The organism is Candidatus Halobonum tyrrellensis G22 (assembly GCF_000495475.1).
GTDB lineage: Archaea > Halobacteriota > Halobacteria > Halobacteriales > Haloferacaceae > Halobonum > Halobonum tyrrellense.
Genome location: NZ_ASGZ01000002.1, coordinates 175,203 through 200,773, shown reverse-complemented (window position 1 = coordinate 200,773; position 25,571 = coordinate 175,203). Strand labels below are relative to the sequence as shown.

24 protein-coding genes and 2 pseudogenes are annotated in these 25,571 nt (G+C 71.0%); 5 read left to right on the top strand and 21 right to left on the bottom strand.

Annotation, left to right across the window (positions count from 1 at the left end):
• Positions 1–186 precede the first annotated feature (186 nt).
• Entirely contained in the window at positions 187–2,145 is a 1,959-nt protein-coding gene (locus K933_RS01015; RefSeq protein WP_023392806.1) for a glycoside hydrolase family 127 protein, read from the top strand.
• 820 nt (positions 2,146–2,965) lie between these two features.
• Here K933_RS01015 and K933_RS01010 read toward each other — a convergent pair.
• The 3 genes from K933_RS01010 to K933_RS01000 all read right to left on the bottom strand — a co-directional run bounded on the left by K933_RS01010 (position 2,966) and on the right by K933_RS01000 (position 4,766).
• Positions 2,966–3,472, bottom strand: a complete 507-nt coding sequence (locus tag K933_RS01010) for a hypothetical protein (RefSeq protein ID WP_023392805.1) — start codon at positions 3,470–3,472, stop codon at positions 2,966–2,968.
• Positions 3,465–4,016, bottom strand: coding sequence for a hypothetical protein (locus tag K933_RS01005; RefSeq protein WP_049947426.1), 552 nt, complete (start codon positions 4,014–4,016; stop codon positions 3,465–3,467). Before K933_RS01005 ends, K933_RS01010 begins: the two co-directional genes overlap by 8 nt.
• Before the next feature lie 90 nt (positions 4,017–4,106).
• Positions 4,107–4,766: a TetR/AcrR family transcriptional regulator gene (locus K933_RS01000; RefSeq protein ID WP_023392803.1), complete on the bottom strand. Its 660-nt coding sequence runs from the start codon at positions 4,764–4,766 to the stop codon at positions 4,107–4,109.
• Positions 4,767–4,974: 208 nt separating this feature from the next.
• Between K933_RS01000 and K933_RS00995 the strand changes: the two genes are divergently transcribed.
• Complete coding sequence (locus K933_RS00995) at positions 4,975–5,610, top strand: NAD(P)-dependent oxidoreductase (RefSeq protein WP_023392802.1); 636 nt, start codon at positions 4,975–4,977, stop codon at positions 5,608–5,610.
• An 86-nt stretch (positions 5,611–5,696) separates the two neighbouring features.
• Here the strand turns inward: K933_RS00995 and K933_RS00990 are convergent, their stop codons facing one another.
• On the bottom strand, positions 5,697–7,187 hold the full coding sequence (locus K933_RS00990; protein ID WP_023392801.1) for an aldehyde dehydrogenase family protein: 1,491 nt from the start codon (positions 7,185–7,187) through the stop codon (positions 5,697–5,699).
• 262 nt (positions 7,188–7,449) lie between these two features.
• Between K933_RS00990 and K933_RS00985 the strand changes: the two genes are divergently transcribed.
• Complete coding sequence (locus tag K933_RS00985) at positions 7,450–8,187, top strand: pirin family protein (protein ID WP_049947425.1); 738 nt, start codon at positions 7,450–7,452, stop codon at positions 8,185–8,187.
• A 195-nt stretch (positions 8,188–8,382) separates the two neighbouring features.
• Here the strand turns inward: K933_RS00985 and K933_RS19365 are convergent.
• The 14 genes and pseudogenes from K933_RS19365 to K933_RS00920 form a co-directional block, all read right to left on the bottom strand.
• Positions 8,383–8,604: pseudogene (locus K933_RS19365) on the bottom strand (fibronectin type III-like domain-contianing protein); the annotation flags it as partial.
• Between the two features lie 68 nt (positions 8,605–8,672).
• A pseudogene (locus K933_RS18885) lies at positions 8,673–8,936 on the bottom strand (glycosyl hydrolase); the annotation flags it as partial.
• A 435-nt stretch (positions 8,937–9,371) separates the two neighbouring features.
• Positions 9,372–10,670 (bottom strand): 5'-deoxyadenosine deaminase, encoded by a 1,299-nt coding sequence (locus K933_RS00975; protein WP_049947423.1) that lies wholly within the window; start codon positions 10,668–10,670, stop codon positions 9,372–9,374.
• Between the two features lie 99 nt (positions 10,671–10,769).
• On the bottom strand, positions 10,770–11,441 hold the full coding sequence (locus K933_RS00970) for a nucleotidyltransferase family protein (RefSeq protein WP_023392798.1): 672 nt from the start codon (positions 11,439–11,441) through the stop codon (positions 10,770–10,772).
• Positions 11,438–12,571 (bottom strand): XdhC family protein, encoded by a 1,134-nt coding sequence (locus tag K933_RS00965; RefSeq protein ID WP_023392797.1) that lies wholly within the window; start codon positions 12,569–12,571, stop codon positions 11,438–11,440. Before K933_RS00965 ends, K933_RS00970 begins: the two co-directional genes overlap by 4 nt.
• 63 nt (positions 12,572–12,634) lie before the next feature.
• Positions 12,635–12,853: a hypothetical protein gene (locus K933_RS00960; protein ID WP_023392796.1), complete on the bottom strand. Its 219-nt coding sequence runs from the start codon at positions 12,851–12,853 to the stop codon at positions 12,635–12,637.
• 98 nt (positions 12,854–12,951) lie between these two features.
• On the bottom strand, positions 12,952–13,668 hold the full coding sequence (locus K933_RS00955) for an urease accessory protein UreF (RefSeq protein WP_023392795.1): 717 nt from the start codon (positions 13,666–13,668) through the stop codon (positions 12,952–12,954).
• Positions 13,665–14,309: an urease accessory protein UreE gene (locus K933_RS00950; RefSeq protein WP_023392794.1), complete on the bottom strand. Its 645-nt coding sequence runs from the start codon at positions 14,307–14,309 to the stop codon at positions 13,665–13,667. Before K933_RS00950 ends, K933_RS00955 begins: the two co-directional genes overlap by 4 nt.
• Complete coding sequence (locus K933_RS00945; RefSeq protein WP_023392793.1) at positions 14,309–15,310, bottom strand: urease accessory protein UreD; 1,002 nt, start codon at positions 15,308–15,310, stop codon at positions 14,309–14,311. Before K933_RS00945 ends, K933_RS00950 begins: the two co-directional genes overlap by 1 nt.
• On the bottom strand, positions 15,310–15,939 hold the full coding sequence (ureG, locus tag K933_RS00940; protein ID WP_023392792.1) for an urease accessory protein UreG: 630 nt from the start codon (positions 15,937–15,939) through the stop codon (positions 15,310–15,312). Before ureG ends, K933_RS00945 begins: the two co-directional genes overlap by 1 nt.
• The gene (locus K933_RS00935) at positions 15,936–16,274 is read right to left on the bottom strand and encodes an urease subunit gamma (RefSeq protein ID WP_023392791.1); all 339 of its coding nucleotides are present in this window, start codon (positions 16,272–16,274) and stop codon (positions 15,936–15,938) included. Before K933_RS00935 ends, ureG begins: the two co-directional genes overlap by 4 nt.
• Positions 16,275–16,287: 13 nt before the next feature.
• Positions 16,288–17,994, bottom strand: a complete 1,707-nt coding sequence (gene ureC / locus K933_RS00930) for an urease subunit alpha (protein WP_023392790.1) — start codon at positions 17,992–17,994, stop codon at positions 16,288–16,290.
• Positions 17,991–18,440 (bottom strand): urease subunit beta, encoded by a 450-nt coding sequence (locus K933_RS00925; RefSeq protein WP_023392789.1) that lies wholly within the window; start codon positions 18,438–18,440, stop codon positions 17,991–17,993. Before K933_RS00925 ends, ureC begins: the two co-directional genes overlap by 4 nt.
• An 849-nt stretch (positions 18,441–19,289) precedes the next feature.
• Entirely contained in the window at positions 19,290–19,739 is a 450-nt protein-coding gene (locus K933_RS00920) for a DUF5518 domain-containing protein (protein WP_023392788.1), read from the bottom strand.
• A gap of 294 nt (positions 19,740–20,033) precedes the next feature.
• Here K933_RS00920 and K933_RS00915 point away from each other — a divergent pair, with 294 nt between their 5' ends.
• Both K933_RS00915 and K933_RS00910 read left to right on the top strand, forming a co-directional pair.
• Entirely contained in the window at positions 20,034–20,477 is a 444-nt protein-coding gene (locus K933_RS00915) for a hypothetical protein (protein ID WP_023392787.1), read from the top strand.
• Positions 20,478–20,564: 87 nt separating this feature from the next.
• A complete protein-coding gene (locus K933_RS00910; RefSeq protein ID WP_023392786.1) occupies positions 20,565–20,867 on the top strand; it encodes a hypothetical protein in 303 nt (100 codons plus the stop codon).
• Positions 20,868–20,912: 45 nt separating this feature from the next.
• On the opposite strand, the gene K933_RS00905 is transcribed toward K933_RS00910, so the two are convergent.
• Genes K933_RS00905 through glpA form a run of 3 tightly spaced genes read right to left on the bottom strand, consistent with a single transcriptional unit; the run spans position 20,913 to position 25,277 of the window.
• Positions 20,913–22,283 (bottom strand): anaerobic glycerol-3-phosphate dehydrogenase subunit C, encoded by a 1,371-nt coding sequence (locus K933_RS00905; RefSeq protein WP_023392785.1) that lies wholly within the window; start codon positions 22,281–22,283, stop codon positions 20,913–20,915.
• Positions 22,280–23,554, bottom strand: a complete 1,275-nt coding sequence (gene glpB, locus K933_RS00900) for a glycerol-3-phosphate dehydrogenase subunit GlpB (protein ID WP_023392784.1) — start codon at positions 23,552–23,554, stop codon at positions 22,280–22,282. Before glpB ends, K933_RS00905 begins: the two co-directional genes overlap by 4 nt.
• Positions 23,544–25,277: an anaerobic glycerol-3-phosphate dehydrogenase subunit GlpA gene (glpA, locus tag K933_RS00895; protein WP_049947420.1), complete on the bottom strand. Its 1,734-nt coding sequence runs from the start codon at positions 25,275–25,277 to the stop codon at positions 23,544–23,546. Before glpA ends, glpB begins: the two co-directional genes overlap by 11 nt.
• Positions 25,278–25,571 lie beyond the last annotated feature (294 nt).

Here is a 25,571-nt window from a genome sequence, read left to right as displayed (position 1 = left end):
CGGGGGACCGAACCCCCGTCGGTACGCGGCTCAGTGACGCCTATCCGACTGCAAGACGGTCCGTTCGCTCTTCGAAGCGACCGGAAACGCGCCCGAAGCGCCGACCACAGTCGGGCTGCGATTCGCCGGTCACCGGCTTCACAACGCATATGCTGTGTGTCACGCAACCGTGCATGAGGATCAATGATGGACGATACCGCCGAGTCCGTCGAGTCGGTCGACTTCTCGGACGTGGAGATCGACGACGAGTTCTGGTCGCCCCGGATCGAGACCAACCGCGAGGTGACCCTGGAGTACCAGTACGACCAGTTGGAGGAGTCGGGCACCCTGGAGAACTTCCGACGCACGCGCGACGGGGAGGAGGGCGGGTTCCAGGGGATGTGGTTCCAGGACAGCGACGCGTACAAGTGGATCGAGGGGGCGAGCTACGTCCTCGCGAAACACGACGACGAGGAACTCCGGTCGAAGGTCGACGAGGTGATCGAGTTGGTCGCGGGCGCCCAAGGGGAGGACGGCTACCTCAACACCTACTTCTCGTTGGTGGAGCCGGACAACCGGTGGAGTAACCTGCACATGATGCACGAACTCTACTGTGCGGGCCACCTGATCGAGGCCGCCGTCGCCCACCACCGCGCGACCGGCGACGACTCGCTACTCGACGTGGCGACGGCGTTCGCCGACCACATCGACGAGGTATTCGGCGACGAGGTGGAGGGCGTGCCCGGCCACGAGGAGATCGAACTCGCGCTGATCCGGCTGTACCGCGTGACCGACGAGGAGCGCTACCTCGACCGCGCGACGTACTTCGTCGACCTCCGCGGGACCGACGACGACCGGTTGGCGTGGGAGCTGACCCACCCCGAGGATATCGGCGGCTCCGAGTACGACGACGGCGCGCTCATCCCCGACGGCTCCGACGGGGCGGCCAAGAGCGTCTTCCTCGACGACGACGGGGAGTACGACGGCCGGTACGCGCAGGCGCACGAACCGCTGCGCGACCAGACGACGGTCGAGGGCCACTCGGTCCGCGCGATGTACCTGTTCGCGGCCGCCGCCGACCTCGCGCTCGAAACCGGCGACGACTCGCTCGTGGAACCGCTCGAACGCCTCTGGGAGAACATGACCGAACGCCGGATGTACATCACCGGCGGGATCGGGCCGGAACACGCCCACGAGGGGTTCACCGAGGACTACGACCTCCGGAACGACGGCTACGCGGAGACGTGTGCGGCGGTGGGGAGCGTCTTCTGGAACCGCCGGATGTTCGAGTTGACGGGCGAGGCCAGGTACCCCGACCTGGTCGAACGAACCCTCTACAACGGGTTCCTCGCCGGCGTCTCCGCCGACGGGACGAAGTTCTTCTACGAGAACCCCTTGGAGAGCGACGGCGACCACCACCGCAAGGGCTGGTTCACGTGCGCGTGTTGCCCGCCGAACGCCGCGCGTCTCCTGGCGTCGCTCGGCGACTACCTCTACGCCCGCGACGACGACGGCGTGTACGTCAACCAGTACGTCGGCAGCACCGTGACCACCAGCGTCGGCGGCGCCGAAGTGACGCTCTCACAGGAGAGTTCGCTCCCGTGGGAGGGTGCGGTCGAGTTGACCGTCGACGCGTCCGACGAGGTGGCGGTGCGCCTGCGGGTGCCCGAGTGGGCCGACGGCGTCGACGTTCGGGTGAACGGCGACGCGGTCGATGAGGACGCGGCCGACGAGGGGAGCGGGTACGTCGAACTCCGCCGCGAGTGGGACGGCGACGCGGTGACGCTCTCGCTCGACCAGTCGGTCGAGGCGATGGTCGCCCACCCGAACGTCGGGTCCGACGCCGGACGGGTGGCGCTGACGCGCGGACCGCTGGTGTACTGCGCCGAGGACGCCGACAACGACCGGCCGGTCCACCAGTACACCGTCGACGCGGACGCCGACTTCGGGACGGACCGCGCCGACCTGACCGACGCCGTCGGCACCGACGTGGTCACCCTCGGCGGGCCGGCGGACGTGCCGTCGCTCGACGGCTGGGAGGGGGAACTCTACCGGCCGGTCGCGGAGACCGACACCGAGGAGACGACGCTGACGGCGGTCCCGTACTTCGCGTGGGACAACCGCGAACCCGGGGCGATGCGCGTCTGGTTCCACGCCGACCGATAGGGACGCGACGGGGCGGGCCGACTGGTCACCCCCCGTGGTCGTCGGACGGAAGGGCGGGAGCGCCGACCGTCCCGCCACTCGGGGCGGCGGGTATTCGACCGATACCTATCGGTTCGTCGTGTACTGATCGATCAGTGTCACGATGGGTGATCGCTCCCCAACCGACGGACCACGGTCGGCGGAGCGGGACCACCGCGGCGGCGAACGCGACGGTGGCGACGGCCGCCAGCGGGGAGCGGTATCCGGAGGCCTGGTCCGTCCCGCGCGGGACCCGTTCGAGGTCGACTCACCAGTTACGCGCCGGCGACGACACCGGACGGTCCCACCACGCCGCCGGCCGCGTCCGCGAGCGACGCCCCACCGTCGAGTACCGCCGGCGTACCGGCGACGGGCGGTCCGACCAGCAGCACGGGGGAGCCTTGGATGGACGCAGGATCGCTCGTCTGGCGTGAGCGGGGCAGAGCCGAGGCATCCAGGGAAGCCACGTACGGGCCAGGCGATTCGGCCTGACGGGGAGCCGTTCGACTGGGTCTGCACCCACCGTCAGTAGATCGCAAGTTACACGTTCAATGAGATGTCAAATTTCGATTACGAATCGGCCATCCCGAACCGTGCGCCGCTCGACCCGCGCTCGGTCGCACGAACCGACCAGCCGTGCGATCGCGCCACCGCGTCGACGACGCCCAGCCCGCACCTCGTACCGCCGCGCGTGGTCGAGTAGCCGGCCTCACCCGTTCGCCTCCGCGTCGGTGATGCCCGGCCGTCGTCTTCGGCGTAAACGCCATCCGGGCGGGTGCCGGCCGGACTGCGATCGACCGTCCTACCGCTCGGCCGCGGCGGCGCGGGTCCGCCGGCGGTCGAGCAGCCACGCGCCCACGGCGAGCAGTAGGGCGACGACGAGCGCGCCGGGTTCGGTGCTCTTGAACAGCCCGGGAGTCGGGAAGTAGTACCGCGTCAGCGGCCACGCGACCGCGTACGAGTGGCCGGTCGGCTTCGCGAGCATCGCGTCGGTGAGGAGGTGCGTGGTCGCGCCGACGGCGAGCGCGCCCGCCGTCCGGCGCCGCTCGCGCGGGACGACGAGCAGCGCGCCGACCGCGACCCAGACCGCCGCCGCCCCGCCGGTCTCGAGCGCGTCGAACGAGAACGGCAGCCCGATGGCGTCCCGCACCCGCCAGGCGTCGACGAACACGCCGATCTTCGAGATGTCGGGGATCAGCCCGCCGGCCATCGCGGCCGTCCGGTAGGGGGTCGTGAGCCACTCGTAGCGCCACGAGAGCGCGGTGCAGGCCGCGTACGCGAACAGCACGTGCGCCAACCCGTCAGGCATCGCGGTCGTCCCCCGCCTCGCCCGTTCCGGCGCCGTCCTCACCCGCGCCCGCCAGCGCTCGCAGCGACGGCGGCGACGCGCGGGGTTCGAGTCCCCACCCCCCGAGGTCGACCCGCCAGTCGCGGAGCAGCCGACCGATCACGACGAGCCCACCCACGATCGACGCCGTCGCGGCGTAGACGAACCCGCCCGGCCGCGTGGTGACGACCCCGAGCGTCCGGAGCGTCCCCTCCGATTCGAGGACGCCGAACGCGCGGATCCTGACCCCGGCGGCCACCGGTCGGTCGACCCCGTCGAGGAGCACCCGGACGGGCGGGTCGGTGCCGGCCAGCGAGACGACGACCGGGTCGACGCTCACCACCTCCCCCGCGAGGACGACCCGCCGGCCGATGTAGCGTTCGGGGCCGGGAAACACCTGCGCGGTCCGCGGGAACACCCACGACGCCGGGTCCGTGCCGAGCGTGCCGTACCACACACAGAGACCGAACAGCGCGCCGAGTAGCGCCACCAGGCCGACCCCCCGTTCCACCCTCGATTCGAACACACCGTGGATCGACCGGGGTGCGGCAAAACGGTGCTGTTTCGCGGTCGAACCGGATCGAACCGGGTCAGTCGGCTTCGCGGTCGAATCGGGTCAGTCGGCTTCGCGGTCGGCCCGCCGCATCGACGAGAGCGCGAACTCGGCGTCGACGAGCGACGAGAGGACGAACTCGTCTATCGCGCGCCGCACCTGCTCGGGGGCGTCCTCCTGCCCCAGCGAGATGCGCCGCTCGCGGGCGACGTGGATCAGGTCGGTCACCACCTGTGCGGTCGCGTCGGCGTCCACGTCGCGGAACACGCCCTCGTCGACCCCGCGCCGGATCACCGCCGCGATGCTCCCGCGGATCCGCTCGTAGTGTGCGGCGAACACCTCGCGGTGGCGCTCGTCGTACTGCGCCTGCGAGAACAGGTCGTGGTACACCTTCATCCGCTCCCAGTGGCCGAACTCGTCGTCGAACCCCGGGCCGAACAGACACCGGTCGATCCGGCGGTCGAGTTCCGACCACGGGTCGGCCCCCTCGGGGACCGCGACGCTGCCCTCGTACTGGTCGACGATGTACTCCAGAAACGCCGAGATCAGGTCGTGTTTCCCGTCGTAGTGGTAGTGGATGAGCGTCCGGCTCACGTCGAGTTCCTCGCCGATGTCGCGCATCCGCAGGTCCGAGTAGCCGTGTTTCGCGAGCGCGCGGAACGTGGCCTCCATGATCGCCTCGCGGGTGTCCGTGGAGGCGTCCGACTCGCCCGAGGAGGTCATACTCCCCGAGGTACGCGACCGCGCCCCTTATACTCGCGGATACCCTCGAACGGCGGCCGGAAACGACCGGCGACGACCGGGTGCGGTCGGCCCCCGCCCGGGGTCGACGCCGGGCGCGACCGGGGGTGTTCGGCCGCGTCGACGGCCGGGGCGTCCGAGCGGCAAAGACGTATGTGGACGCACCCCGGAGTGTCGACCGACTCACCGCATGGACGTACTCTTACTCGGAGCCAGCGGACGGATCGGTCACCGGATAGCGGCGGAGTTACTCGACCGCGGCCACTCGGTGACGGGCGTCTCGCGGGGCGGGACGGTCGACGGGGTGGACCACCCCGAGTTCGTCGCCGTCGCGGGCGACGCGACCGACCCGGACGCGGTCGCCCGACTCGCCGCCGGTCACGACGCGGTCGCGTCCGCGCTCGGGCCGAGCGAGGACGAGGACACCGCCGTCCTCGTCGAGATGGCCCGCGCGGTCACCGAGGGGATGGCGGCCGCCGGCGTCGACCGCCTCGTCTGGACGGGCGGCGCGGGCGGACTGAACGTCGGACCCGACACCCTCCTAGTCGACACCGACGAGTTCCCCGACGAGTGGGAACCCGTCGCCCGCGCGGCCATCGACGCGCTCGGCGTCCTCCGGGAGACCGACCTCGCGTGGACGTACGTCGCCCCCGCCGCGATGATCGAACCCGGCGACCGGACCGGCGAGTACCGGACCGCCGAGGGGGAACTCGTCGCCGACGACGACGGCGAGAGCTACGTGTCGATGGAGGACTTCGCCGTCGCGTTCGTCGACGAACTCGAAGACGCCGACGCGGTCCACACCCGACTCGGCGTCGGCTACTGAGCAGGGCGACTCACCGCGCCGGCTCGGGCGTTTCGCCGCGGGTCACGCCCCGCACCGTCCCGGCGGCGAGTCGCCGCCGTACCCGCTCAGAACGGGTACTCGCGCGCCTCGCGCTGGATCGAGATCCACTTCGTCTCGGTGATCTCGTGGAGGAACGCGTCGCTGTTGTACGTGCCGACGCCGGAGGCGCCGGTCCCGCTGAACGGGACGTGCGCCTCGTCGTTGATCGGCTGGTCGTTGATGTGGACGTTCCCCGTCTCCATCCGCTCGGCGATGTCCTTCGCGACTTCGAGGTCGCCCGCGTGGACCGCCCCGGAGAGGCCGTACTCGGTGTCGTTGGCGAGTTCGACCGCCTCGTCGACGTCCGAGAAGGGGACGACCGGCGCGATGGGACCGAAGTGCTCGTTGCAGGCGGCCGGCATGTCGTTCGTCACGCCCGAGAGCACGGTGGGGGCGACGACGAGCGAGTCGTCGACGCCGTCGATTTCGACGGTCTCGCCGCCGGTTTCGAGCGTCGCGCCCGCGTCGACCGTCTCCTCGACGTAGCCGAGCATCTCGTCGCGCTGGGACTCGTCGATGATCGGCCCGACGACGGTGTCCTCGTCGTGCGCGCTCCCGACGGGGAGCGCCTCCGCCCGTTCGGTCAGTCGCTCGACGTACTCGTCGTACACCGACTCGTGGACGATGTGGCGGTTGATCGAGATGCACACCTGCCCCTGGTGGACGAACGAGCCGAACGTGGCGCCGTCGAGTGCGCGGTCGAGGTCCGCGTCGCCCGTGACGACGTGGGCGTTGTTGCCGCCGAGTTCCATCGCGGGGACCGCGAGGTTCTCGCCCGCGATGCCGGAGACGCGCTGGCCCACCTCGGTCGACCCGGTGAACGCGACCACGTCGCTCTCGGGGTGGCCGGCGACGCGGTCGCCGATCTCCGACCCCCGACCGGTCACGACGTTGAGCACGCCCTCGGGGAGGTCGGTCTCCTCGAACAGTCGGGCGAACAGCAGCCCGCCCGTGATCGGCGAGTTGGTCGCCGGCTTGAGCACGACGCTGTTGCCGGCGGCGATGGCGGGCGCGACCGCGCGCATCGAGAGGTTGAGCGGGAAGTTCCACGGCGAGATGACCGTCACCACGCCCTTCGGCTTGCGTTGGACCAGGTTCTCCTTGCCGGGGATGTTGGAGTCGGCGTGTTCACCCTTCATCCGCCGGGGGAGCGTCGCGGCCTCGCTCGCGTGGTCGGAGGCGATCTGGACCGACGTCTCGCCCATGATCGCCGACCCGCCGACCTCGTGTGCGAGCAAGTCGGCGACCTCCTCGCTGTGCTCTCGAAGCGCGTGGAGCAACTGCTCGACGACCGCCTGTCGGTGCGCGGGCGACTGCTCGCCCCACTCCTGCTGGGCGGCCGCCGCGGCCTCGTAGGCGGCGTCGACGTCCGCCTCCGTGCCGGACGGTACCTCCGCGAACGCCTCGCGGGTCGACGGATCCTGGTCGGTGAGCGTCCCCGTCGCCTCCCCGCGGGTCCACTCGCCGTCGATGTACAGCGCGTTCCAGTCCGCCTCGACCGAGATTGGTTCGGACATTCGTACGTTGACCATATGGTCTAACGACGCAAAAGGCCCGCGGCCGCGGACGCTCCCGGGGGGTATCTGGCGCGACGAACCGGCGCGCGAGTCGGCGGTCCGACCGGCGCACACGACGCTCTGCGACCGAGACGCGCGGCGTTCCGGCGAACGCCGCCCCCGCCTGCGGGGGCGGGCATCGTGAACGTCTACCACCACGGTCGACCCGCGGCCGCGCACGCCCCCGACAGACCCTTTACCGTCTGGTCAACATAGTCGAACAGTGAACCGAGAGACAGCGGGTCCGGTGTCGGGCCAGGACGTACAGCACGGGACCGGCGTGACGTCGAACCGGGCGTTTCCGACGAACTACCACCCGGGCAACATCGACCCGTTCGTGCTGTTCGAGCGGTTCTACATCGACCCGGAGAGGGGGTTTCCGATGCACGAACACCGCGGGTTCGAGATCGTCTCGTACATGCTAGAGGGCGGGATGGACCACGAGGACTCGCTGGGCGTCACCCACACCGCCTACGAGGGCGACGCGATGCGGATCACGACCGGCGGCGGGATCGAACACTCGGAGTTCCCCGCCGACGACGCGGCCTGTAACGGGCTCCAGTTGTGGGTGAACCTCCCCGAAGCGCGGAAGGAGGTCGAGGCGGACTACGACGACGCCGACGCCGGGTCGCTCCCGACGCGCGAGGCCGACGGCGCCACCGTCACCACCGTCGTCGGCGAGGGGTCGCCGCTCGACCTCCACACGCCGATGGAGTACCTCGACGCCCGGATCGACGACGAGTGGACGTGGACGGTGCCCGACGGGTGGGCGGGGTTCCTCTACGGCGTCTCCGGCGCCGGGACGGTCGACGGTGACGCGTTCGGGCAAGGTGACGTCCTCCCCGCGAGTGAGGCGGGGAGCGTCGCCGTCGAGAGCGACGACGACCCGTTCCGCGTCGTCGCCGTCGCCGGTCGACCACACGGCGAGGAGATCGTCCAGCGCGGCCCGTTCGTCCTCTGAACGGCGAGCGGCGACCGGGAAAGCTGCCCGCAGTGAGGGTTCGGCGTCCTCGACCAGGTGGTAACGTGGCGGGCGGGAGCGGATTCGTGTCTAATTCCGTGGGTCTTCCCCCGGAGTTCGGCGAACGAATATCCCCGCACTCGCCGTCGGTCGGGGTACGGACGACGACTCGAACGGGACGGTGTACTATCGGGACTAGCATAGAACTACTCCGACAGACCGAGGTCGAGTGCGCTCGGTCGCGAGTTCGAGTCGCGCGTCCCGCGAGGACCGCCCCACCTCGACCGCGTACTCGCCGGCGGCGACGACCCACCCGTCGTCCCCATCGTACCGGCGGAACGCGAGGTCGTCGAGCGTCACGTCGACGGTGACCGTCTCGCCCGCGGGGACCGCGACGGCCGCGAACCCCGCGAGTTCCCGCGCCGGGCGGTCGACGCCGTCGACCGTCGGGGGAGCGACGTACGCCTGGACTACCTCGCGGCCGTCGCGCGCCCCTGCCGGCGTACGAGGTCCGTGTCGAACGTCGCCGCGAGCGCGATTCCCGCCGGGAACGCGGTCGACGACCGGCCCGGAACCCGGACGCCCAGCGGCCCGTCGGCGAGCCTGAGCGGCGGCACGTCCAGCCGTTCGACCCCCGGGACGTAGCCGGTCGCCGTCCCCTCGGGGTCGACCGCGCCGTGGACGAGCCGGAGTTTCTCCTCGGTCGTGAGTTCGGTCACGATTCCCTCGACGCCTGTGTCCTCGCCCATTCGTCGGCAATGCGGGACCGTGCGCTCGTCAATCGTTCGGTGTCGGCGCGCTCACCCGACCCCACTCGGGGCCTGTACGGGCCGTCCACACGCCGAGTGAGACGGCGGGTCGGTGAACGGTGCGAGTGCCACACGACGGACTCGAACCCGACCGAGGGTTCCCGGTCCGCGCCGTCGGCTCGGCGTGATCGGTCGAGAGTGTGAACTGACCAGTCGATGGTACGTTCTCGGAACTGTTTCCGTCAGTATAGGACGAACCCGTGACTCCCTGCGGTGTTCGACGGAGTCGGTCGGGAGTGTGGCCGAACCGACTCTGGATCGAGCCTCCGACGGGTCGGGAGCGGGGCGGCCGCTCGCGTTCGGCGCGGGGACTGCTCGGTGACCGGGGGCGTGGCGGGACGACGGGCCGCGGGTCCGGCGGGTGTGGTTCCGCTCTCAGGCGTCCGCGAACTCCCGGGCGGCGGCGCGCGCCCGCCGCCGGACCGCCTCGGCGTCGACGTGCGGGAAGCCGTCGTCGTAGCGCACCTCCCCGTCGACCATCGTGAACGAGACGTCGTCGCCGTGGGCGGCGTACACCAGGTGCGAGAGCACGTCGTGGATCGGCGTCGCGCGTTCGAGGTCCGTGTCGACCCCGACCACGTCCGCCTTCCACCCCTCGCGGAGTTCGCCCACCCGGTCGAAGCCGGCGGCGCGCGCGCCGTTCCGGGTCGCCATCGCGAACACCGCTTCGGCGGGCACCGCAGTCGGGTCGAGGTCGTCGACTTTCCCCAGCAGGCTGGCCTGCCGCATCTCCGTGAACGCGTCGAGCGTGTTGTTACACGGCGGGCCGTCGTTCCCGAGCGCGACGTTGATCCCGCGGTCGAGGTAGTCCGCGACCGGGGCGACGCCGGAGGCGAGCTTCATGTTCGACGACGGACAGTGGGTGACGTGCGTACCCGTCTCCGCGAGCACGTCCCGCTCGGACTCGTCGGTCCACACGCAGTGAGCGAGCACGACGTCCTCGCCGGTCAGCCCCACCTCGTCGAGCCAGTGGATGTTGCGCATCCCGGTGTCCTCCTCGACGGTGGCGACCTCGCTCCGGTTCTCGCTGGCGTGGGTGTGGATCCGGACCCCCTCGTGGGCGTCGGCCAACTCGCGCGCGCCGCGGAGACACGCCTCCGAGCAGGAGACCGCAAAGCGGGGCGTGACGGCGTACCGAACCCGGTCGTCGTACGCGCCGTGGTACCGCTCGATCAGTCGCTCGCTCTCGGCGAGGGCGGCGTCGGCGTCCTCTTCGAGACCCGCGGGCGACCGCCGGTTCATCAGCACCTTCCCCAGAACCCCGCGGATGCCCGTCTCCCCGGCCGCCTCGAACGCCTGGTCGGCGTGGTGGACCGAGAGGTGGTCGATCACGGTCGTGGTGCCGGAGGCGAGACACTCCAGGTAGCCGAGTTCGGCCGCGGTCCGCATCCCCTCGGCGTCGAGGCTCGCCTCCATCGGGAGCACCGACTCGAACAGCCAGTCGAGCAGTTCGGTGTCGTCGGCGATGCCGCGCCCCAGACTCTGGACCGAGTGGACGTGCCCGCCGACCAGCCCCGGCGCGACGACGCCGAACGCGCGCTCCTCGTGGTCCGGATAGCGTTCGAGCAGGTCGGCGCGGTCGCCGACGGCCGCGATCGTCGACCCGTCGACGACGACCGCTCCCTCGTCGACCACCGTGGACGGGTCTACGACGACTGTGCCTGAGAGGATCATATCCTTCCCCACAGAACCGATCCGGAGGCATAAACGCTTCGTCGCGGGCCGGCGCGGCGACACGCCGGCACGTGGGTCCCCCGGGCGACCCGCCGCCGGTCAACGTCGGCCGGGGCGGCGCGTCCGACCGCGTCGGTACCGCTCCAGGTCGGCGGCCGTGTCCACGTCCGCACGGACCCCGGGGTCGTCGACCGGCACCCGGACGACGGTGAACTCGTCGGCGCCGAAGAGGGCGCGCCCGCCGACGTCGCCCGACAGCGTCGTCAGCCGGCGGAGCGCCCGCGCGTCGAACGCCACCGGGTTGCCGCGGTCGCCGCGGTACTCGGGGACGACGACCGACGCCGTCTCCCGGTCGGCCACCGCGACTAGCCGGTCGTACGTCCCGGGCGCGACCAGCGGCATGTCGCCGAGCGCGAACAGCCCCGCGGTGCCGCCGCGTTCGAGCGCCGCCGCCGCACCCCTGCGGACGGACGCGCCCTGCCCCTCGTCGTAGCGGTCGTTGCGGACGACGGCCACCCGGTCGCGGTGGGCGAGCGGTCCGAGCGCCTCCCGGACCCGGTCGGCGTCGTGGCCGACGACGACCACCGTCTCGTCGACCGGCGCGTCGGCGAGTCGGCGGGCGGCGCGGCGGACCACCGGGTCGCCGTCGAGCGGTCGGCGGAGCTTGTTCCCCCCGTCGAACCGCGAGCCGGTCCCGGCCGCGAGCAACACCCCGACGCGGCGCTCGCGGTCGCCGCCGGCTCCGGGACCCGAACGACCCGCTCGGGTCACGGGACCTCCGACCGGTCGTGGATCGGTCCCTCCAAGTCGGTCAACCGCCCGCCCGCCCGGCCGTTGTGGACCGCGACCACCTCGCTCACCACGCTGAACCCGATGGCCGCCGGGTCGTCACCCCCGAGGTCGAGTCCGCACGGCGCCGCGATCCGGTCGCGGTCGGCGGCGTCGAGCGTCCGGTCCATCGACTCCCGGAGGTCGCGGAAGCGCTCCCGCGGCCCCATCACGCCGACGTACGGCACGTCCGTGTCGAGCAGCGCCGCCACCGCCAGTCGGTCGTCGACGAAGTTGTGCGACATCACCACCGCGTACGTGTACGCGGGGGCGTCGACGGCGTCGGCCACCTCGGCGGGGTGCGTCGAGCGAACGTCGACGGCGTCGGGGAACCGCCCGTCGTCGGCCCGACCGCCGCGTGCGGTCGCGACCCGGACCCGGAACCCGGCCCGGAGGGCCAGCGACGCGACCGGGTCGGCGTCGGCCTGCCCGCCGAAGACGAGCAGGGTGGGCGTCGGGACGAGGCGGTTGGCGAACACGTCTACCTCGCCGGCGTCCGTCCCGACCGACAGCCGGGCCGCCACGTCCGCGTCGGTCCCGTCGAGTCGGCGTTCGGCCGCGTCCGCGACCGCTTCGGGGAGCGGGTCGCGGCCCGGCGAGACGCGGCCCGCCCCGGTCAGGGTCGTCCGGTCGCCCGCGTCGACGGCCGGGTCGGTCGACCCGACGGCGGTCAGAACGGTGACCGGCCGCGTCGCTTCGAGTTCGGCGAGCGCGGGACCGAAACTCGCGTCGAGCGGTTCGACCAGCACGTCGATGACGCCGTTACAGCCGAGACCGAGTCCCCACCCCTCCACCGCGTCGTCCCGGAGGTCGAACCGCTCGAGGCGGGGGTCGCCGTCGGTGACCACCCGGGCGGCGATATCGCGGACCGACTCCTCCAGACAGCCCGCCGTGACCGACCCGCGGTGTGTCCCCTCGGGGTCGACGACCATCCGCGCGCCCGGCCGGCGGTAGCCCGACCCCTCGACGGCGACGACGGTAGCGACGGCGACGCCCTCGTCGCCGAGTCGGTCGCGCATCGACTCGCGAACGCCGCTGGCGGTCGTCCCCGGGGGGCGGTCGGGCGAGCGCATCGTCGACACAGTACCGGCCGGAGCGTTATCGGTGTGTCGGTGGCGGAGCGGAGGCGCGGACGCTCACCGGCCCGCGGCCGCGCGTTCGATCGCCCGCCGGCAGTCCGACCGGACGAGTCGGAGCCGGTACCGCCCGGCGGCCGCGTCGGTGTCCGGCAGGCCCGCGGGGTCGACGCCGTCGAGCGCCGTCGCGGCCGCTCGCTCGACCGCGTCGCCGTCCAGCGACCCGCGCCGCCTCCACGACGGCCGCCTCGACGACCCGCTCCCGCCGGTCGGCCGCACGAACCGACCGTTCGTGGGGGCAATCCCCCGGCGACGGAGCCGAAACGAAAGATACTCGGGGGCGTGACAGCCGTACGCGCGTAATCGGACGGCCCGGCTCAGCTCACGAACAGCCGCCTGTCGGCGCGTTCGTGTTCGGCCGAGAGCACGTCCACGAGCGGCGAGAACGGCGTCATATCCGCCAGCCCCCGCCCGACGCTGTCGTCGGCCGCCTCGACCATCACCGGTCGGAGGTCGTCGAGCACCCGCTGGGCGTCGGTGTGGCCCAGCGAGAGCAGCCGCTGGGCGACGCCGAGCCGCCCGGTGACGAACCCGTGACAGCAGAGGAGACACGCCCGGTCGGCGTCGACGCCGGCCACCCCCGTCGCGGCCCCGAGGACGACCGCGTAGTTGCACGCGGTGTCGCCCTCCTCGACCCGTTCGGCGTAGCCGTCGAGCACCGGGTCGTCGCGCAGTTCCCGCTGGAGCGACAGCAGTCGCCGCCCGGACTTGCGCGAACTCTCGCGGAACTCCGCGGGCAGCGTCACCGCGGTCAGCCGGCGGTCGGCGTCACACACCGCGTCGACATCGCCGTCGCCGGCGGCGGCGTGCGCCGCCCGGAGCGCGACCAGTTCGGCCGGTCCCAACTGGTTCCGGAGATACGTCGCGAGCAGGTCCCGGAGGTCGTCGGCGCCGGTCACCCGGTCGTCGGCGACGAACTGTTCGAGTCCGTACGAGAGCGTGTAGCCGCCGACCGGGAGAAAGGAGTCGGCCAGCCGGAACGATTCGAGCGCCGCGAGCGGGTCGTCCGCGGCCGCCTCCTCGCGGTCGCTCACGCGCCGTCCCCCGCGGTGCCGCCCGCGCCGTCACCGTCGCGTCCCGGTCGGAAGCCACCGCGTGAGCGAGCGCCAGCGTGTCCCCCGTCGGGGCCGTGGTCGTGCCCGTGAGCACCGTCCCGTTCGTGTCCGTGACCGCGGTCGGAGCCGTGCGCGTGGTCCGGCGCGTCGCCGTCGAAGACGGCGGGCGAGATCCGTTCGAACCGGGTGGTGACGCCGGGCGGGAGCAGGTCCGCGACGGTCGCCTCCGTCCGCTCGCGCGAGTCAGCGACCGGGAACAGCGCCCGACCGCTCTCGACCGCCAGGTCCCAGTGACGGTTGCCGAGCGCGTGACCCATCTCGAGCGCCTCGGTCGCCGACACGTCGGCGTCGCCGAACTCGACCACCAGCGCGTCGACCGGCGCGAGTTCGACGACGACGAGTTCGCCCGCGTCGGTTTCGAGCACGTCGCCGTCGGCGAGTTCCTCGGGGACGACGATGCCGACCTCCCGGTCCGCCGCGGTCTCGGTCCGGACGCGCGACCGGCGGCGCTCCACCTCCGACAGGACCACCCGGTGGACGTCGCCGTCCACCGCGTCCGCGAGGCGGGCGGCGACCCGCTCCTCGTCGCGGTGACCGAGATAGTCGTCGGCGACGAGCATCAGTACTTCCTCCCCGCGGGCGCGGGCGCGCCGACGAGTTCGCGCCGGGCGCGGTCCCAGGCGGCGTGTAACGCGGCCCGGACCGTCTCGGCGCGGTCCGCGAGCGCGCGCACGGCGACGCCCGCGCCGTTCGGGAGTTCGGTCGCCCCCGCGCGGGCGTCGCCGTCGGCACCGCCCGCGACGGCGTCGTGGAGCGTGTCGCTCAGCGCGGCGGCGTCGCGGTCGGGCGCGACGACGAACGCCGCCCCGTACACCGCGAACTCGCCGAGGACCCCGGGTGCGGTCGGGTCCGACTCCGCGGGCGTCAGGTGGGTCGCGTCCGCGAACAGGGGGCCGTCGGGACCGGTCGCGCGGGTCCGCGAGAGGTAGCGCTCGAACGCGAACCGCTCGTCGCGCGCGAGCCGACCCGGCACCACCACGTTCGAGACGACCGCCGACGCCCCCGCCGCGAGGTCGAGCGAGAACTCCTCCGCGTAGCGGGCGTCCGCGTGGAGGATGGTCGGCTCGGGCGCGTAGTCGAGGTGGCCGCCGGAACCGACCGACAGCGTCGTCTCGGCGCCCGCGTAGTTGTGCGTCATCGACTGGACCTTGGTCGAACTCCCCGTCGAGACGTGCGCGACGGCGTCCGCCCCCACCTCGACGGTGACCTCGTGGCGGTCACCCTGCGCGACGCCGCCGGTCGGCGACTGGACGAACACCGTCTCCCCGTCGGGGTGGGGGTCGTAGTCGAGCGTGCCCGAGAGGTGGAACGGTACCGTCGCGTAGTCGTGGACCAGTGTGGTTCCGCCGCTCGTCGCCGCGAACCGGAGTTCCAGGCGACCGTCCTTCCCGGGGGAGCCGACGGCCGCCTGCGGCACCGTCTCGCGGGCGTACGGTTCGAACGCCGGGTGCGGGACGTCGACGGTGTCGGCGTCGTCCGCGTCGTCGGTGGCACCGTCGTCGGTCCCGGCGGCGTCCGTATCGTGGGGGCCGTCCGCGTCGGCGTTCGCGTCGGCCGCCATCAGGCGAACAGCACCTCGCGCTGGACGTGCGCTATCACCTCGTCGACCCCCTCGCGCGCCTTGCAGTCGGTGAACACGTACGGCCCGGTCCGCACCTCGCGGGTGTCGCGTTCCATCGCGTCGAGGTCCGCGCCGACGTGGGGCGCGAGGTCGGTCTTGTTCACCACGAGCAGGTCGCACTCGACGACGCCCGGCCCGCGTTTGCGCGGGATGTCGTCGCCCTCGGCGACGCTGATGACGTACAGCGAGTAGTCGGCGAGTTCGGGGTTGAACGTCGCCGCGAGGTTGTCGCCGCCGCTCTCGACGACCACGAGGTCGAGCTCCGGGTGGGCCGCGAGGAACTCGTCGATCTGCTGGAGGTTCATCGAGGGGTCCTCGCGGATCCCGGTGTGGGGACACGCCCCCGTCTCGACGCCCGCGACCAGGTCCGGCGGGACGACCCCCTCGAACCGCTCGCGGAGGCGGTCGGCGTCCTCCTGGGTCAGGATGTCGTTGGCGATGACGCCCACGTCCAGGCCGTCGTCGCGGAGTTGCGGGACGAGTTCGGTCAACAACGACGTCTTCCCCGACCCGACGGGACCGCCGACGCCGACCGTTGCCACGTCGCGGTGGGTGAGGCTCGGACTCACTCCCCGTCACCACCGGGGGTCTCGATGTCGTCCGACCGGATCGGGTCGTGGACGGTCACCAGTTTGGTGCCGTCGGGGAAGACGGGTTCGACCTGGATCATGTCGATCATCTCCGGCACCCCCTCCATCACGTCGTCGCGGCCGAGCAGTTGTGACGCCCCCGACCGGATCTCCGCGACCGACTGCCCGTCGCGGGCGCGTTCGATACACCAGTCGCTGACGTACGCGACCGCCTCGGGGTGGCTCAGGAGGACGCCCCGCTCCTTCCGGCGGCGGGCGACCTCCGCGGCGGTGAACGTCGTCAGCCGTTCCTCCTCTTTGGTGGTGAGTTTCATTGTAGAACCCTGATCAGATCGTGTACCGCTGTGCCAGCGGCAGTTCCGACGCCGGTTCGCAGGTGACGTGGTCGCCGTCGACCCGCACCTCGAACGTCTCGGGGTCGACCTCGATGTCGTCCGGGCAGTAGTCGTTGTACAGCATGTCCGCCTTGCCGGGCGTGCGCGTCCCCTCGACGGGGACGACCGGCGTGTCCAGGCCGTACTCCTCGCCGACGCCCGCCTCCGCGGCCGCCGGCGAGACGAACGAGACGGAGAGACCGTGTTTGGCCTTGCCGACCGCGCCCGCGCGCTTCCGCTGTTTGATCGGCTCGCAGGTCATCAGCGACCCGTTGGCCTCGCCCATCTCGGAGTGGACCGGGAAGCCGCCCTTGAACGTCATCGCGGGTTTGATCCCGAAGAACGCGGGGTCCCAGACGACGACGTCGGCGAGTTTTCCGGGTTCGAGCGTGCCGACGTACGGTTCGATCCCCGCGGAGATGGCGGGGTTGACCGTGTACTTCGAGACGTACCGCTTGATCCGGAAGTTGTCCGCGCCCGTCCCCTCGTCCGCCGGGAGCGGTCCCCGCTGGGACTTCATCTTCGAGGCGGTCTGCCACGTCCGCGGGACGAGTTCCGCCATCCGCCCCATCGCCTGTGAGTCGGTCGTCATCATCGAGATGGCGCCCATGTCGTGGAGGACGTCCTCGGCGGCGATGGTCTCCGCGCGCACGCGCGACTCCGCGAACGCGACGTCCTCGGGCACGTCGGGGTTGAGGTGGTGACACACCATCACCATGTCGAGGTGTTCGTCGAACGTGTTGTCGGTGTACGGCATCGACGGGTTCGTCGAGGAGGGGAGCATGTTGGGTTCGCCCACCATCTCCATGATGTCGGGCGCGTGCCCGCCGCCCGCCCCCTCGATGTGGAACAGGTGCATCGTCCGGCCGTCGACCGCCGAGAAGGTGTTCTCGACGAACCCCGCCTCGTTGAGCGTGTCGGTGTGCATACACACCTGCACGTCCTCCTCCTCGGCGACCGCGAGGCAGGTGTCGATCGTCTCGGGGGTCGACCCCCAGTCCTCGTGGAGTTTGAGCGAACAGGCGCCCGCTTCGATCTGCTCTCGGAGCGGTTCGGGGTCCGAGGCGTTCCCCTTGCCGTAGAAGCCGACGTTGACCGGCCACGCCTCCGCGGCTTGGAGGTGGCGTTTCACGTTCTCCGGCCCGGTGGTGCAGGTGGTCGCGCCGCCGCCGTAGCCGCCGCCGAGCATCGTCGTGATCCCCGCGTCGAGCGCGTGTTCGTGGAGTTGTGCGGAGTTCCAGTGGACGTGGATGTCGAGTGCGCCCGCGGTGGCGATCTTCCCCTCGGCGGGGTAGACGTCGGTCGACGGGCCGACCACCATGTCGACGCCGTCCATCGTATCCGGGTTGCCGGCCTTCCCGATGCCCGCGATCTCGCCGTTCCGGATGCCGATGTCGCCCGCGACGATCCCCACCACCGGGTCGATCACCGTCGCGTTCGTGATCACCCAGTCGAGCGCGCCCTCCGCCTGCGTCACGCCGGGCGCCATCCCGAGACCGTCCCGGAGCGTCTTCCCGCCGCCGAACACCGCCTCGTCGCCGGGCGTCCGGTAGTCCTCCTCGACTTCGGCGAACAGTTCGGTGTCGGCGAGTCGCACTTTGTCGCCGACGGTCGGGCCGTACAGTTCCGCGTACGCGTCGCGGCCGATGTCGCGGGTCACGACCCGCCCTCCGCGTCGTCGGGCGTCCCGTCGGGTCCGCTCGCGCCGTCGCCGTCGTCGGGCGCGCCGGTGTCGGCGAAGCCGGCGTCGCGGAGGCGTTCGAGCGCGGCGTCGAGGTTCCGGTCGGTGCCGACGGTGCCGTTCACGAGGCCGTTCATCCCGTGTGCGCGCCGCTTGCCCCCGATGTCGACCAGTTCGACCGTCTGTTCGTCGCCGGGTTCGAACCGGACGGCGGTGCCCGCGGGCACGTTCAGCCGCCGGCCGAACGCCGCCGCGCGGTCGAACGCGAGCGCGGCGTTCGCCTCGAAGAAGTGGAAGTGCGACCCCACCTGCACCGGCCGGTCGCCCGTGTTGGCGACCCTGACCTCCGCCGTCTCGCGCCCCTCGTTCAGCGTCACGGTCCCGTCGCCGGTGACGAGTTCGCCGGGTACGGTCCGCTCGCTCATCCCGCCGTCCCCCGCCCGGACTCGGTGTTCGTGTGTGTTCGGTCCACCGCTGTGATCGCCTCCGGCTTCCGCGAGTGTGAGTATTATCCCGGGGTTTATCCCAATACTTGCCGAACTAATCGACGATGATCGTTCACGTTCTCGCCGAAGAATCGGGGTAAAACGTCCGATCCGGAACGTGTACGATCCTCTATCGGTCTCGGATCCGAGGTTAGTTAACTATCATGTAGAATTTTATAGTATATACCGGGTCCTGAACCTGTGTCTACAGGAGGACACGAGCGCCCACTTCTGGTGACGGTACCGTCCGTACACCACACCTGATCGCGTGTGGGGACGAAAGCCACGACGGTACGGGACCGACCCGCGGGGCACGCGCCCGACGACGCGATGAGCCATCGCTCGTCACTCAGCGCGTACTTCGGGCGAGCTATCGGTGTCCGTACAGGATTTCGGCGAACGAGCCACGACAGACGAGCGCGTTTCAGCCGACGAGCGCGCACTCCACTCCGGGCGCCGGCTATCGAGGCGGGAACGAGCCGAGTGAGCGGTCGAGCGCCCCGAGTACCGTGTAGTCGCCGTCGTGAGCCGCGCTCGATACTGACGGCGGACCTCGCCGGTCTCGCTGGGTCGAAACGCGAACGACCGGGAGGGTGGGCCGGAGGCGCCGGCACCGGGCAGGGGAGTCCGGCGGCCCCCGCTCTCCGGGCAGTTCACTCGGGCCGACTGAGACGGCCTGACGGGAGAGTGGTATCGCTCGACGGAATACATTGGTATCCGACTGTTTCGCCGACTCCGCCCGTCGGCGAGGAGGGCGTCGGGGGAGGGCGCGGACGGCCGACGAGAGCTTTAGCTCCCCGCGGCGGGGGGCCGGCGCGGGCCGACGACGCCCGCCAGCCACCCGCCGACCCGTCCGCCGACGGCGCCGACGAGCGCCGTGAGCGCCAGACAGAGCAGCGCGAACACGCCGCCCATCAGGACGGTGAACGCGGTGCCGGCGGCGACGAACCACGCCGGACCGGCCAGCGCCGACGTCGCGAGGAGGACGTCGGTCAGCATCCACAGTGCCGGGAGCGCGCCGACCAGACCCGCCCTGGCGCCGACGCCGCTGCGGTCGCCCGTCGCCCGTTGGGCCAGGTAGCCGGCGAGGAGTCCGCCGAAGAACACCGGCGAGACCGACAGTTCCGAGCCGGTCTGCCAGTAGCTCGCGGCCGTAAACGGCACCGACGCGAGACCGCCGACGAGCGCGTACCGCCACCGGTCGCCGAGTCTATCGAGGGAGGGACCAATTCGTGACACGTACGGGGATTGTGTCGGCCGCCACATAACTGTTGGTCCGCCGCGTTCGCGGCCGAGTCTACCGAGCGTTACGGCGGCGGAGCCGACCCGACGCGGCCCACATCGTACTACAGCGGTCGTCCGCTCCGGAGGGAGATTCGGACCGTCCGAAACCTCCACCGAGGTTCTTACGCTACCCGCACCGTTGCCGAAGAAAGATTCGGGTATCGATGGAGTCGAGGTATCGGTACTAGGCGGTTACAGAGGAAACTATGGACAGTTTCAAGGTACGACCACACAATCCAACGAGCGAACATGGCATTCGAAAAGGTCCAAAAGACTGGTCAAGGAGGAAGCACGAACGAACCGCTAGTTAGTCTCCGAAAGAGCGGCGGAATCGGTATCAACTCCGCCGCGACCGAGGAGTATCTCTCCGACGTCGAGTTCGTCCACATCTACTACGACGAAGACAACCGGAAGATCGGTATCAAGCCGGTCGACGAGGCGGACGGGAACACGTACAAAGTGAACATGACCGAGTCGAGCGCCGGCATCACCCCGAGTTCGTTCATGAAGCGACACGGTCTCGTTCCGGACGTCACGACCCGCTACGAAGTCGAGTGGGACGACGACGAGGGGATGCTCGTCGCGGACCTGACGGCCGAGGCGGGGACGTACGGCTCCGCGGACGACGACACCGAGGAGGGCGACGGAGACGCCGACGGGGACGCCGCCGAGACGGGCGCCAGCGAGGAGTGAGGTAGCCGGCGGCGGTACCGACCCGGTCCGCCGGTCGCGGGTCGTCCGTCGGAGCGGTTTTGTCGCCGTCACCCCGAGAGGCAGGTGATGGTCACGACGCACGACATCCGGAACGGGATCCGCGGCGGGGTCGGGCGGTTCAAGCGGGAGGTTACCGCCCCGTTCACCAAGGAGGAACTCGCGGCGCTGTGTGCGCAACTCGAACCGGGCGTCGAGCCGCCGGGGTCGAAAACGGCGATGCGTCGTCGGGTCCGAGTGGTCGTCGGACTCACCGACGACGACGAGGGGGAGACCGACGACGGTGCGTTCTCGAAGCCGGAACTCGAAGCGATCGCCGACGCGCTCGAGGTGGAACCGGTGAGCGACGACGAACCCGACCCGCTGTTCTGAGCGCCGGCACGTCGCGTCGGGCTGCGTCCCCGTTCCCGCGGTGAGTCAGGCCACCAGCGCCGCTTCCAGCAACTCCAGCGGGTGGCGGATCTCGTAGCCGGTGCCGTGTTCCATCTGCATCGCGCAGGTCGGACACTCGGTCATCCCCGTCTCCCCCTCGGTGGCTTCCATGTGGTCGAACATCTCGTCGCCGATCTCCATCGACGTGTCGTACTTCTCGGCCTTCCAGCCGTACGTCCCCGAGATGCCAGAACAGGAGTCGCCCACGTCGGTGACGGTCACCTCGTCGAGTTCGCCGAACAGTTCGACCGCCTGCCGCTCCAACCCCTGATTGCGCGCGTGACACGGCGCGTGGTACGCGAACTCCTCCGCGAGGTCGCCCTCGATGTCCGCCGCCGCGAGTTCCCCCCGGAGGTCCTCGTGGATCCGGAGGTACTCCACCGACTCGAAGGTGCGCGCCGCCACGTCGTCGATCCCCTCGATGTCGAACAGTTCGGGGTACTCCTGTCGGAGCGCCATCGAACACGACGTACACGACGCGATGGCGTCGTACCCCCGGTCGACCAGGTCCGCCATCGACGAGACGTTCACCTCCGCGTGCCGCCGGGCGTCGTCGACCATCCCGTTGGCGAACATCGGCGTGCCCGAACACCGCTGTTCGGGGACGACCACCTCGTAGCCGAAGTGTTCGTACACCCGGACCATCGCCTTGCCCACCTCGGGCGTGTTGTAGTTCGAGTAGCAGCCGTGGAAGTACGCCACCTTCTTGTCGCCGTCGACAGGTTCGTCGAGACGCGAACGGGCCTCCCGTGCGCGCCGCCTCGACTCCGCGGCCGCCCCCCGGCGTTCCCACCACTCGCGGAACGTCTCGGTCGCGAACTCCGGGAAGTCGCGCTCGCTGGTGACGCCCAGCGTCTTCTCCATCGCCCACCGCGCGGGACCGAAGTTCATCGCGAAACTGGCGAGCCGCGGCACCTTGCTCGCGAGCCACGCCGACGTCCGGTAGTTGGCGAGGATGCGGTTGCGCCAGTACTCGACCGACGTCTTCGACATCTGCTCGTCGACGTACTCCCCGCGGGCGGTGTTGTGCATCTCCGAGAGCGGCACGCCCGACGGACAGGCGCCGTCACACCGCATGCAGTTCGAACAGCTCATCACCGAGTCGTCTATCGTCTGCTCGTCCTCCCGGCGTTTGAGCCGCCACTGCTCGGGCCCCTGGAACTTCGGGCCGGGGAAGTCGTCGTCCACCTCCGCGACGGGACAGGTGGTGTCACACGTCGAGCACTTGTAACAGGAGTCCGCGCCCGGCCGCAGGTCCGCGTCGGCCGAGTCGGCGGCCACGTCGACGGGGTCGTACTCCTCGCTCGTGTTCGGTTCTGCCGGGTCGAAGTCGTTAGGTGAGTGTGTGTCGCTCATCGTACCTCCTCGGCTGCCGCGCGGCCGGCCGCGTAGCCGGTCGCTATCGAGACACCGCTTCCGGACTTCTCCGCCGCGAAATCGTAGCCGCCGAGCACCGAGCCTGCGGCCCGCAGGTTGTCGAACTCCGTCCCTCCGTCGGCCCTCGTGGGCCGGAGGTCGTCGTCGGTCGACACGCCGAACCGGGCGAACGGGTGGTCGCCGAACGCGTCCGTCTCGAACCAGTCGTAGCGGTCGTCGGGGTGGGGAACGTGACAGCCGAACACGGGTTCGGAGACGCCCTCGCGGTCGGACTCGACCCCCTTCCCCACCAGCCCGCCGGTCGCGAGCACGTACTGGTCGGCGGCGTTGGGGATCCGCGCGCCGTTCCGCTCGACGTACACCCGTTCGACCCGGCCGTCGCCGTCGTAGTCCACGACCGGGTTGCCCGTCTCGATGCTCGCGCCGGCGGCGTCTAACGCCGCGAACAGCCGGTCTTCGAGTCTGAGTCCCGGCAGCGACGGCGGTCCCATCGGCACCTCGAACACCTCGGCGCCCAGCCGGTCGCCCAGCGCGGCGCGGATGCCCGGCGCGTCGTCGTCGCCGAGGACCGCGGGGAAACCGACGCGCTCCTCCCCGTGGAGCTGGGTGTTCACCCGCTCGGCGAGCGCGTCGCGGACCGGACGCGCTTGCCCGCGGACGGTCACCTCGCCGTCCGTGTCGAGCAGTTTCGCGTACCGGGTCACCGTCGCGTCCGCCCGGAGGTCGCCCGGGAACCGGATCGTGACCCCGCGGGCGTCGAACGGGACGCCAGCCGCCCGGAGGTGTGCGGCCGCCTGGGGGGCGTCGAAGTCGACCAGCGACTCGAACCCGACCAACAGGACGTCGCGGTCGTCGCTCGCGAGGCCGGCGCTCGCCCCCTCGGGGTAGCGCGCGGTCGGCTTCACGCTGCCGCCGTGAGTCGGCAACAGCGCGTTCCGGTCGGTGTGGCCGCCCCGGTACCACGGGACGGCGTCGTCGAACAGTGCCATCGCCTCCCGGACCGTCGGGACGCCGACGGTGCGGTAGGGGTGTTCGTCGGGGAGGTCGGCGATGGCGTCGTACGGGTCGACGAGCGGTCCGTCGCCCTCGGGGGTGTAGCCGAGGATGTCCACGAGCCCCGAGGCGTTCCGGAGCGTGCTCTGTTTGTACGACAGCAGGCGCGCGTCCGCGCCGGCGCGCGCGGCCGCGAGCGTGGCCGTGAGACCGGCGAGGCCGCCGCCGACGACCAGCACCTCGGACTCAATCGCCATCCCGGCCCCCGTCGGCGACGGCGTCCCGGGTCGGCGGGTCGTCCGTCGGGGTCGCACCGTCGTCGAACGCGCCGAAGTCGACCGGGGGACCGTCGCGTTCGGCCGGGTCGTGGTCGCGGTTCTGCGTGGTGGCGTGGAGCGCGTAGTTCAGCATGGCCTGTGAGAGCTGTTCGCCCCACAGGGCGTGTCGCTGACCCTTCCAGCGCTCCTCGAGCAGTTCGTTCCACGCCGCGCGGGTCGTCGCCTCGTCGTACTCGCCGTGGAGTTCGCTCGCCAGCCGGTGACAGCAGAACCCGCCCTGGCAGTTGCCCATCGACGCGCGCGTGCGGATGCGGACCGCGTTGAGGTTCGACCCCGACCCCTCGATGGCGTCTTGCACCTCCGCGCGGGTGACGCCCTCGCAGGTGCAGACGACCGGGTTCGGGTCGGTCGTCTTCAGCACCTCGTCGGCGCGCGAGCCGAGTCGTTCGACGCTGCGCCGGCCGACCGGCGAGCGGAGACCGAACTCGTCCATGTAGTCGCGCAGCACCGAGAAGTCCTCGCTGCCCGGGAGCGGCACCTCGGCGGTGCGGCAGTCGGCGTCGACCCCGAACTGGTCGCAGACGTGGTCGCTGATCTCCTCGCCCATCATCCGGTAGGTGGTGAACTTCCCGCCGACGATGCTCGTCATCCCCCGCAGGTCGTCGCGCTCCTCGTGGTCGAGGAGGAAGTAGTCGCGCGTGATGTCGGTCGGGTCGGTGCTGCCGACGTCGGGCGGTTCGTACAGCGGGCGGACGCCCCAGAAGGAGCGGATCGTCCGCGCGTCCGCGAGCATCGGCACCAGTTCCGAGAGGGTGTCGATCACCAGGTCGACCTCCCACTCCTCCTCGGGGTAGTCCTCGGGGTCCTCGACCTCCTCGTCGGTCGTCCCCAGGATGGCGGTGGTCTCGTGGGGGACGACGATGTCGGCGTCGCCCTTGGGCCGACAGCGGTTGATCACCGTGTCGACCTGCCGGGTGTTCATGATCGTCATGACGCCCTTCGAGGGGCGCACCTCGACGTCGACGCCCGCCATCTCGCCGATGCGGCCGGCCCACGCGCCGGTCGCGTTGACGACGTAGTCGGCGCGGATCTCCTCGGTGCCGCCCTCGACGCCGTGGACGTGTCTGCCGGCGCCGGAGGCGTGGTCGACTTCGACGCCGACCACCTCGTCGCCGTCGACGAGGAGGTCGGTGACCGTCGAGTGGGTCTCGATGCGCGCGCCGTGTTCGCTCGCGCTCGCGGCGTTGGCGACCACCAGTCGGAACGGGTCGACGGCGCCGTCGGGGACGGAGATGGCCTTGTCGATGTCCTCGGCGAGGTGGGGTTCCATCGCGCGCGCCTCCGACCCGGAGACGACCTCCGCGGGGATACCGCAGGCCTCACAGCCGCGGAGTTTCTCCTCGAAGTACTCCTCGGAGTCCTCGGGCCGTTTGACGAACAGCCCGCCGGTCATCTCGACGCAGTGGCTCGCGATCCGCCGCAGGACGCGGTTCTCCTCGATGCACTCGGCCGCGCTCTTCTGGTCCGAGACGGCGTACCGGCCGCCACTGTGGAGCAGCCCGTGCATCCGACCCGTCGTCCCGTGGGTCAGGTTCCCCTGTTCGAGGAGGGTCACGTCCAGCCCCCGCATCGAGAGGTCGCGGGCGATACCCGCCCCGGTCGACCCCCCGCCGATGATCACAACGTGTGGTGCCGACGCCATTACGACACCCGATTCGGGAGCCGCCCACTTCTGTTTACCGGTGAGCCGATCGCGGGGGTAAAAATAACGTTCGAGCGTGGGAGATGCGGCACGCGCGCGGTCCCGAACTGCCCGGTTCGCGACCGGAGACTCCGACCGAGCCGCCGCGGACGACGCGCGGGCGCGTCGCCACGCGACGAACTGGATATCTTTATCGCCGGATCCGGATCGTTAGTAACGTTTATGATTGATGCGACTGTTCTCTTCGAGAACGGCGGCACCGGCGGTGCCCGGTTCCGCCGAAGGAAACAGCCA

Coding starts and splice junctions, on each gene's coding strand:
- K933_RS01010 (WP_023392805.1), bottom strand. CDS start 3,472: ATGCCTGACGGGTTGGCGCACGTGCTGTTCGCGTACGCGGCCTGCACC.
- K933_RS00905 (WP_023392785.1), bottom strand. CDS start 22,283: ATGAGCGACACACACTCACCTAACGACTTCGACCCGGCAGAACCGAAC.
- K933_RS00935 (WP_023392791.1), bottom strand. CDS start 16,274: ATGAAACTCACCACCAAAGAGGAGGAACGGCTGACGACGTTCACCGCC.
- K933_RS00915 (WP_023392787.1), top strand. CDS start 20,034: ATGGCATTCGAAAAGGTCCAAAAGACTGGTCAAGGAGGAAGCACGAAC.
- K933_RS00950 (WP_023392794.1), bottom strand. CDS start 14,309: ATGCTCGTCGCCGACGACTATCTCGGTCACCGCGACGAGGAGCGGGTC.
- glpB (WP_023392784.1), bottom strand. CDS start 23,554: ATGGCGATTGAGTCCGAGGTGCTGGTCGTCGGCGGCGGCCTCGCCGGT.
- K933_RS00990 (WP_023392801.1), bottom strand. CDS start 7,187: ATGTCCGAACCAATCTCGGTCGAGGCGGACTGGAACGCGCTGTACATC.
- K933_RS00975 (WP_049947423.1), bottom strand. CDS start 10,670: ATGATCCTCTCAGGCACAGTCGTCGTAGACCCGTCCACGGTGGTCGAC.
- K933_RS00965 (WP_023392797.1), bottom strand. CDS start 12,571: ATGCGCTCGCCCGACCGCCCCCCGGGGACGACCGCCAGCGGCGTTCGC.
- K933_RS00910 (WP_023392786.1), top strand. CDS start 20,565: ATGGTCACGACGCACGACATCCGGAACGGGATCCGCGGCGGGGTCGGG.
- K933_RS01015 (WP_023392806.1), top strand. CDS start 187: ATGGACGATACCGCCGAGTCCGTCGAGTCGGTCGACTTCTCGGACGTG.
- glpA (WP_049947420.1), bottom strand. CDS start 25,277: ATGGCGTCGGCACCACACGTTGTGATCATCGGCGGGGGGTCGACCGGG.
- K933_RS01000 (WP_023392803.1), bottom strand. CDS start 4,766: ATGACCTCCTCGGGCGAGTCGGACGCCTCCACGGACACCCGCGAGGCG.
- K933_RS00995 (WP_023392802.1), top strand. CDS start 4,975: ATGGACGTACTCTTACTCGGAGCCAGCGGACGGATCGGTCACCGGATA.
- K933_RS00945 (WP_023392793.1), bottom strand. CDS start 15,310: ATGGCGGCCGACGCGAACGCCGACGCGGACGGCCCCCACGATACGGAC.
- K933_RS00925 (WP_023392789.1), bottom strand. CDS start 18,440: ATGAGCGAGCGGACCGTACCCGGCGAACTCGTCACCGGCGACGGGACC.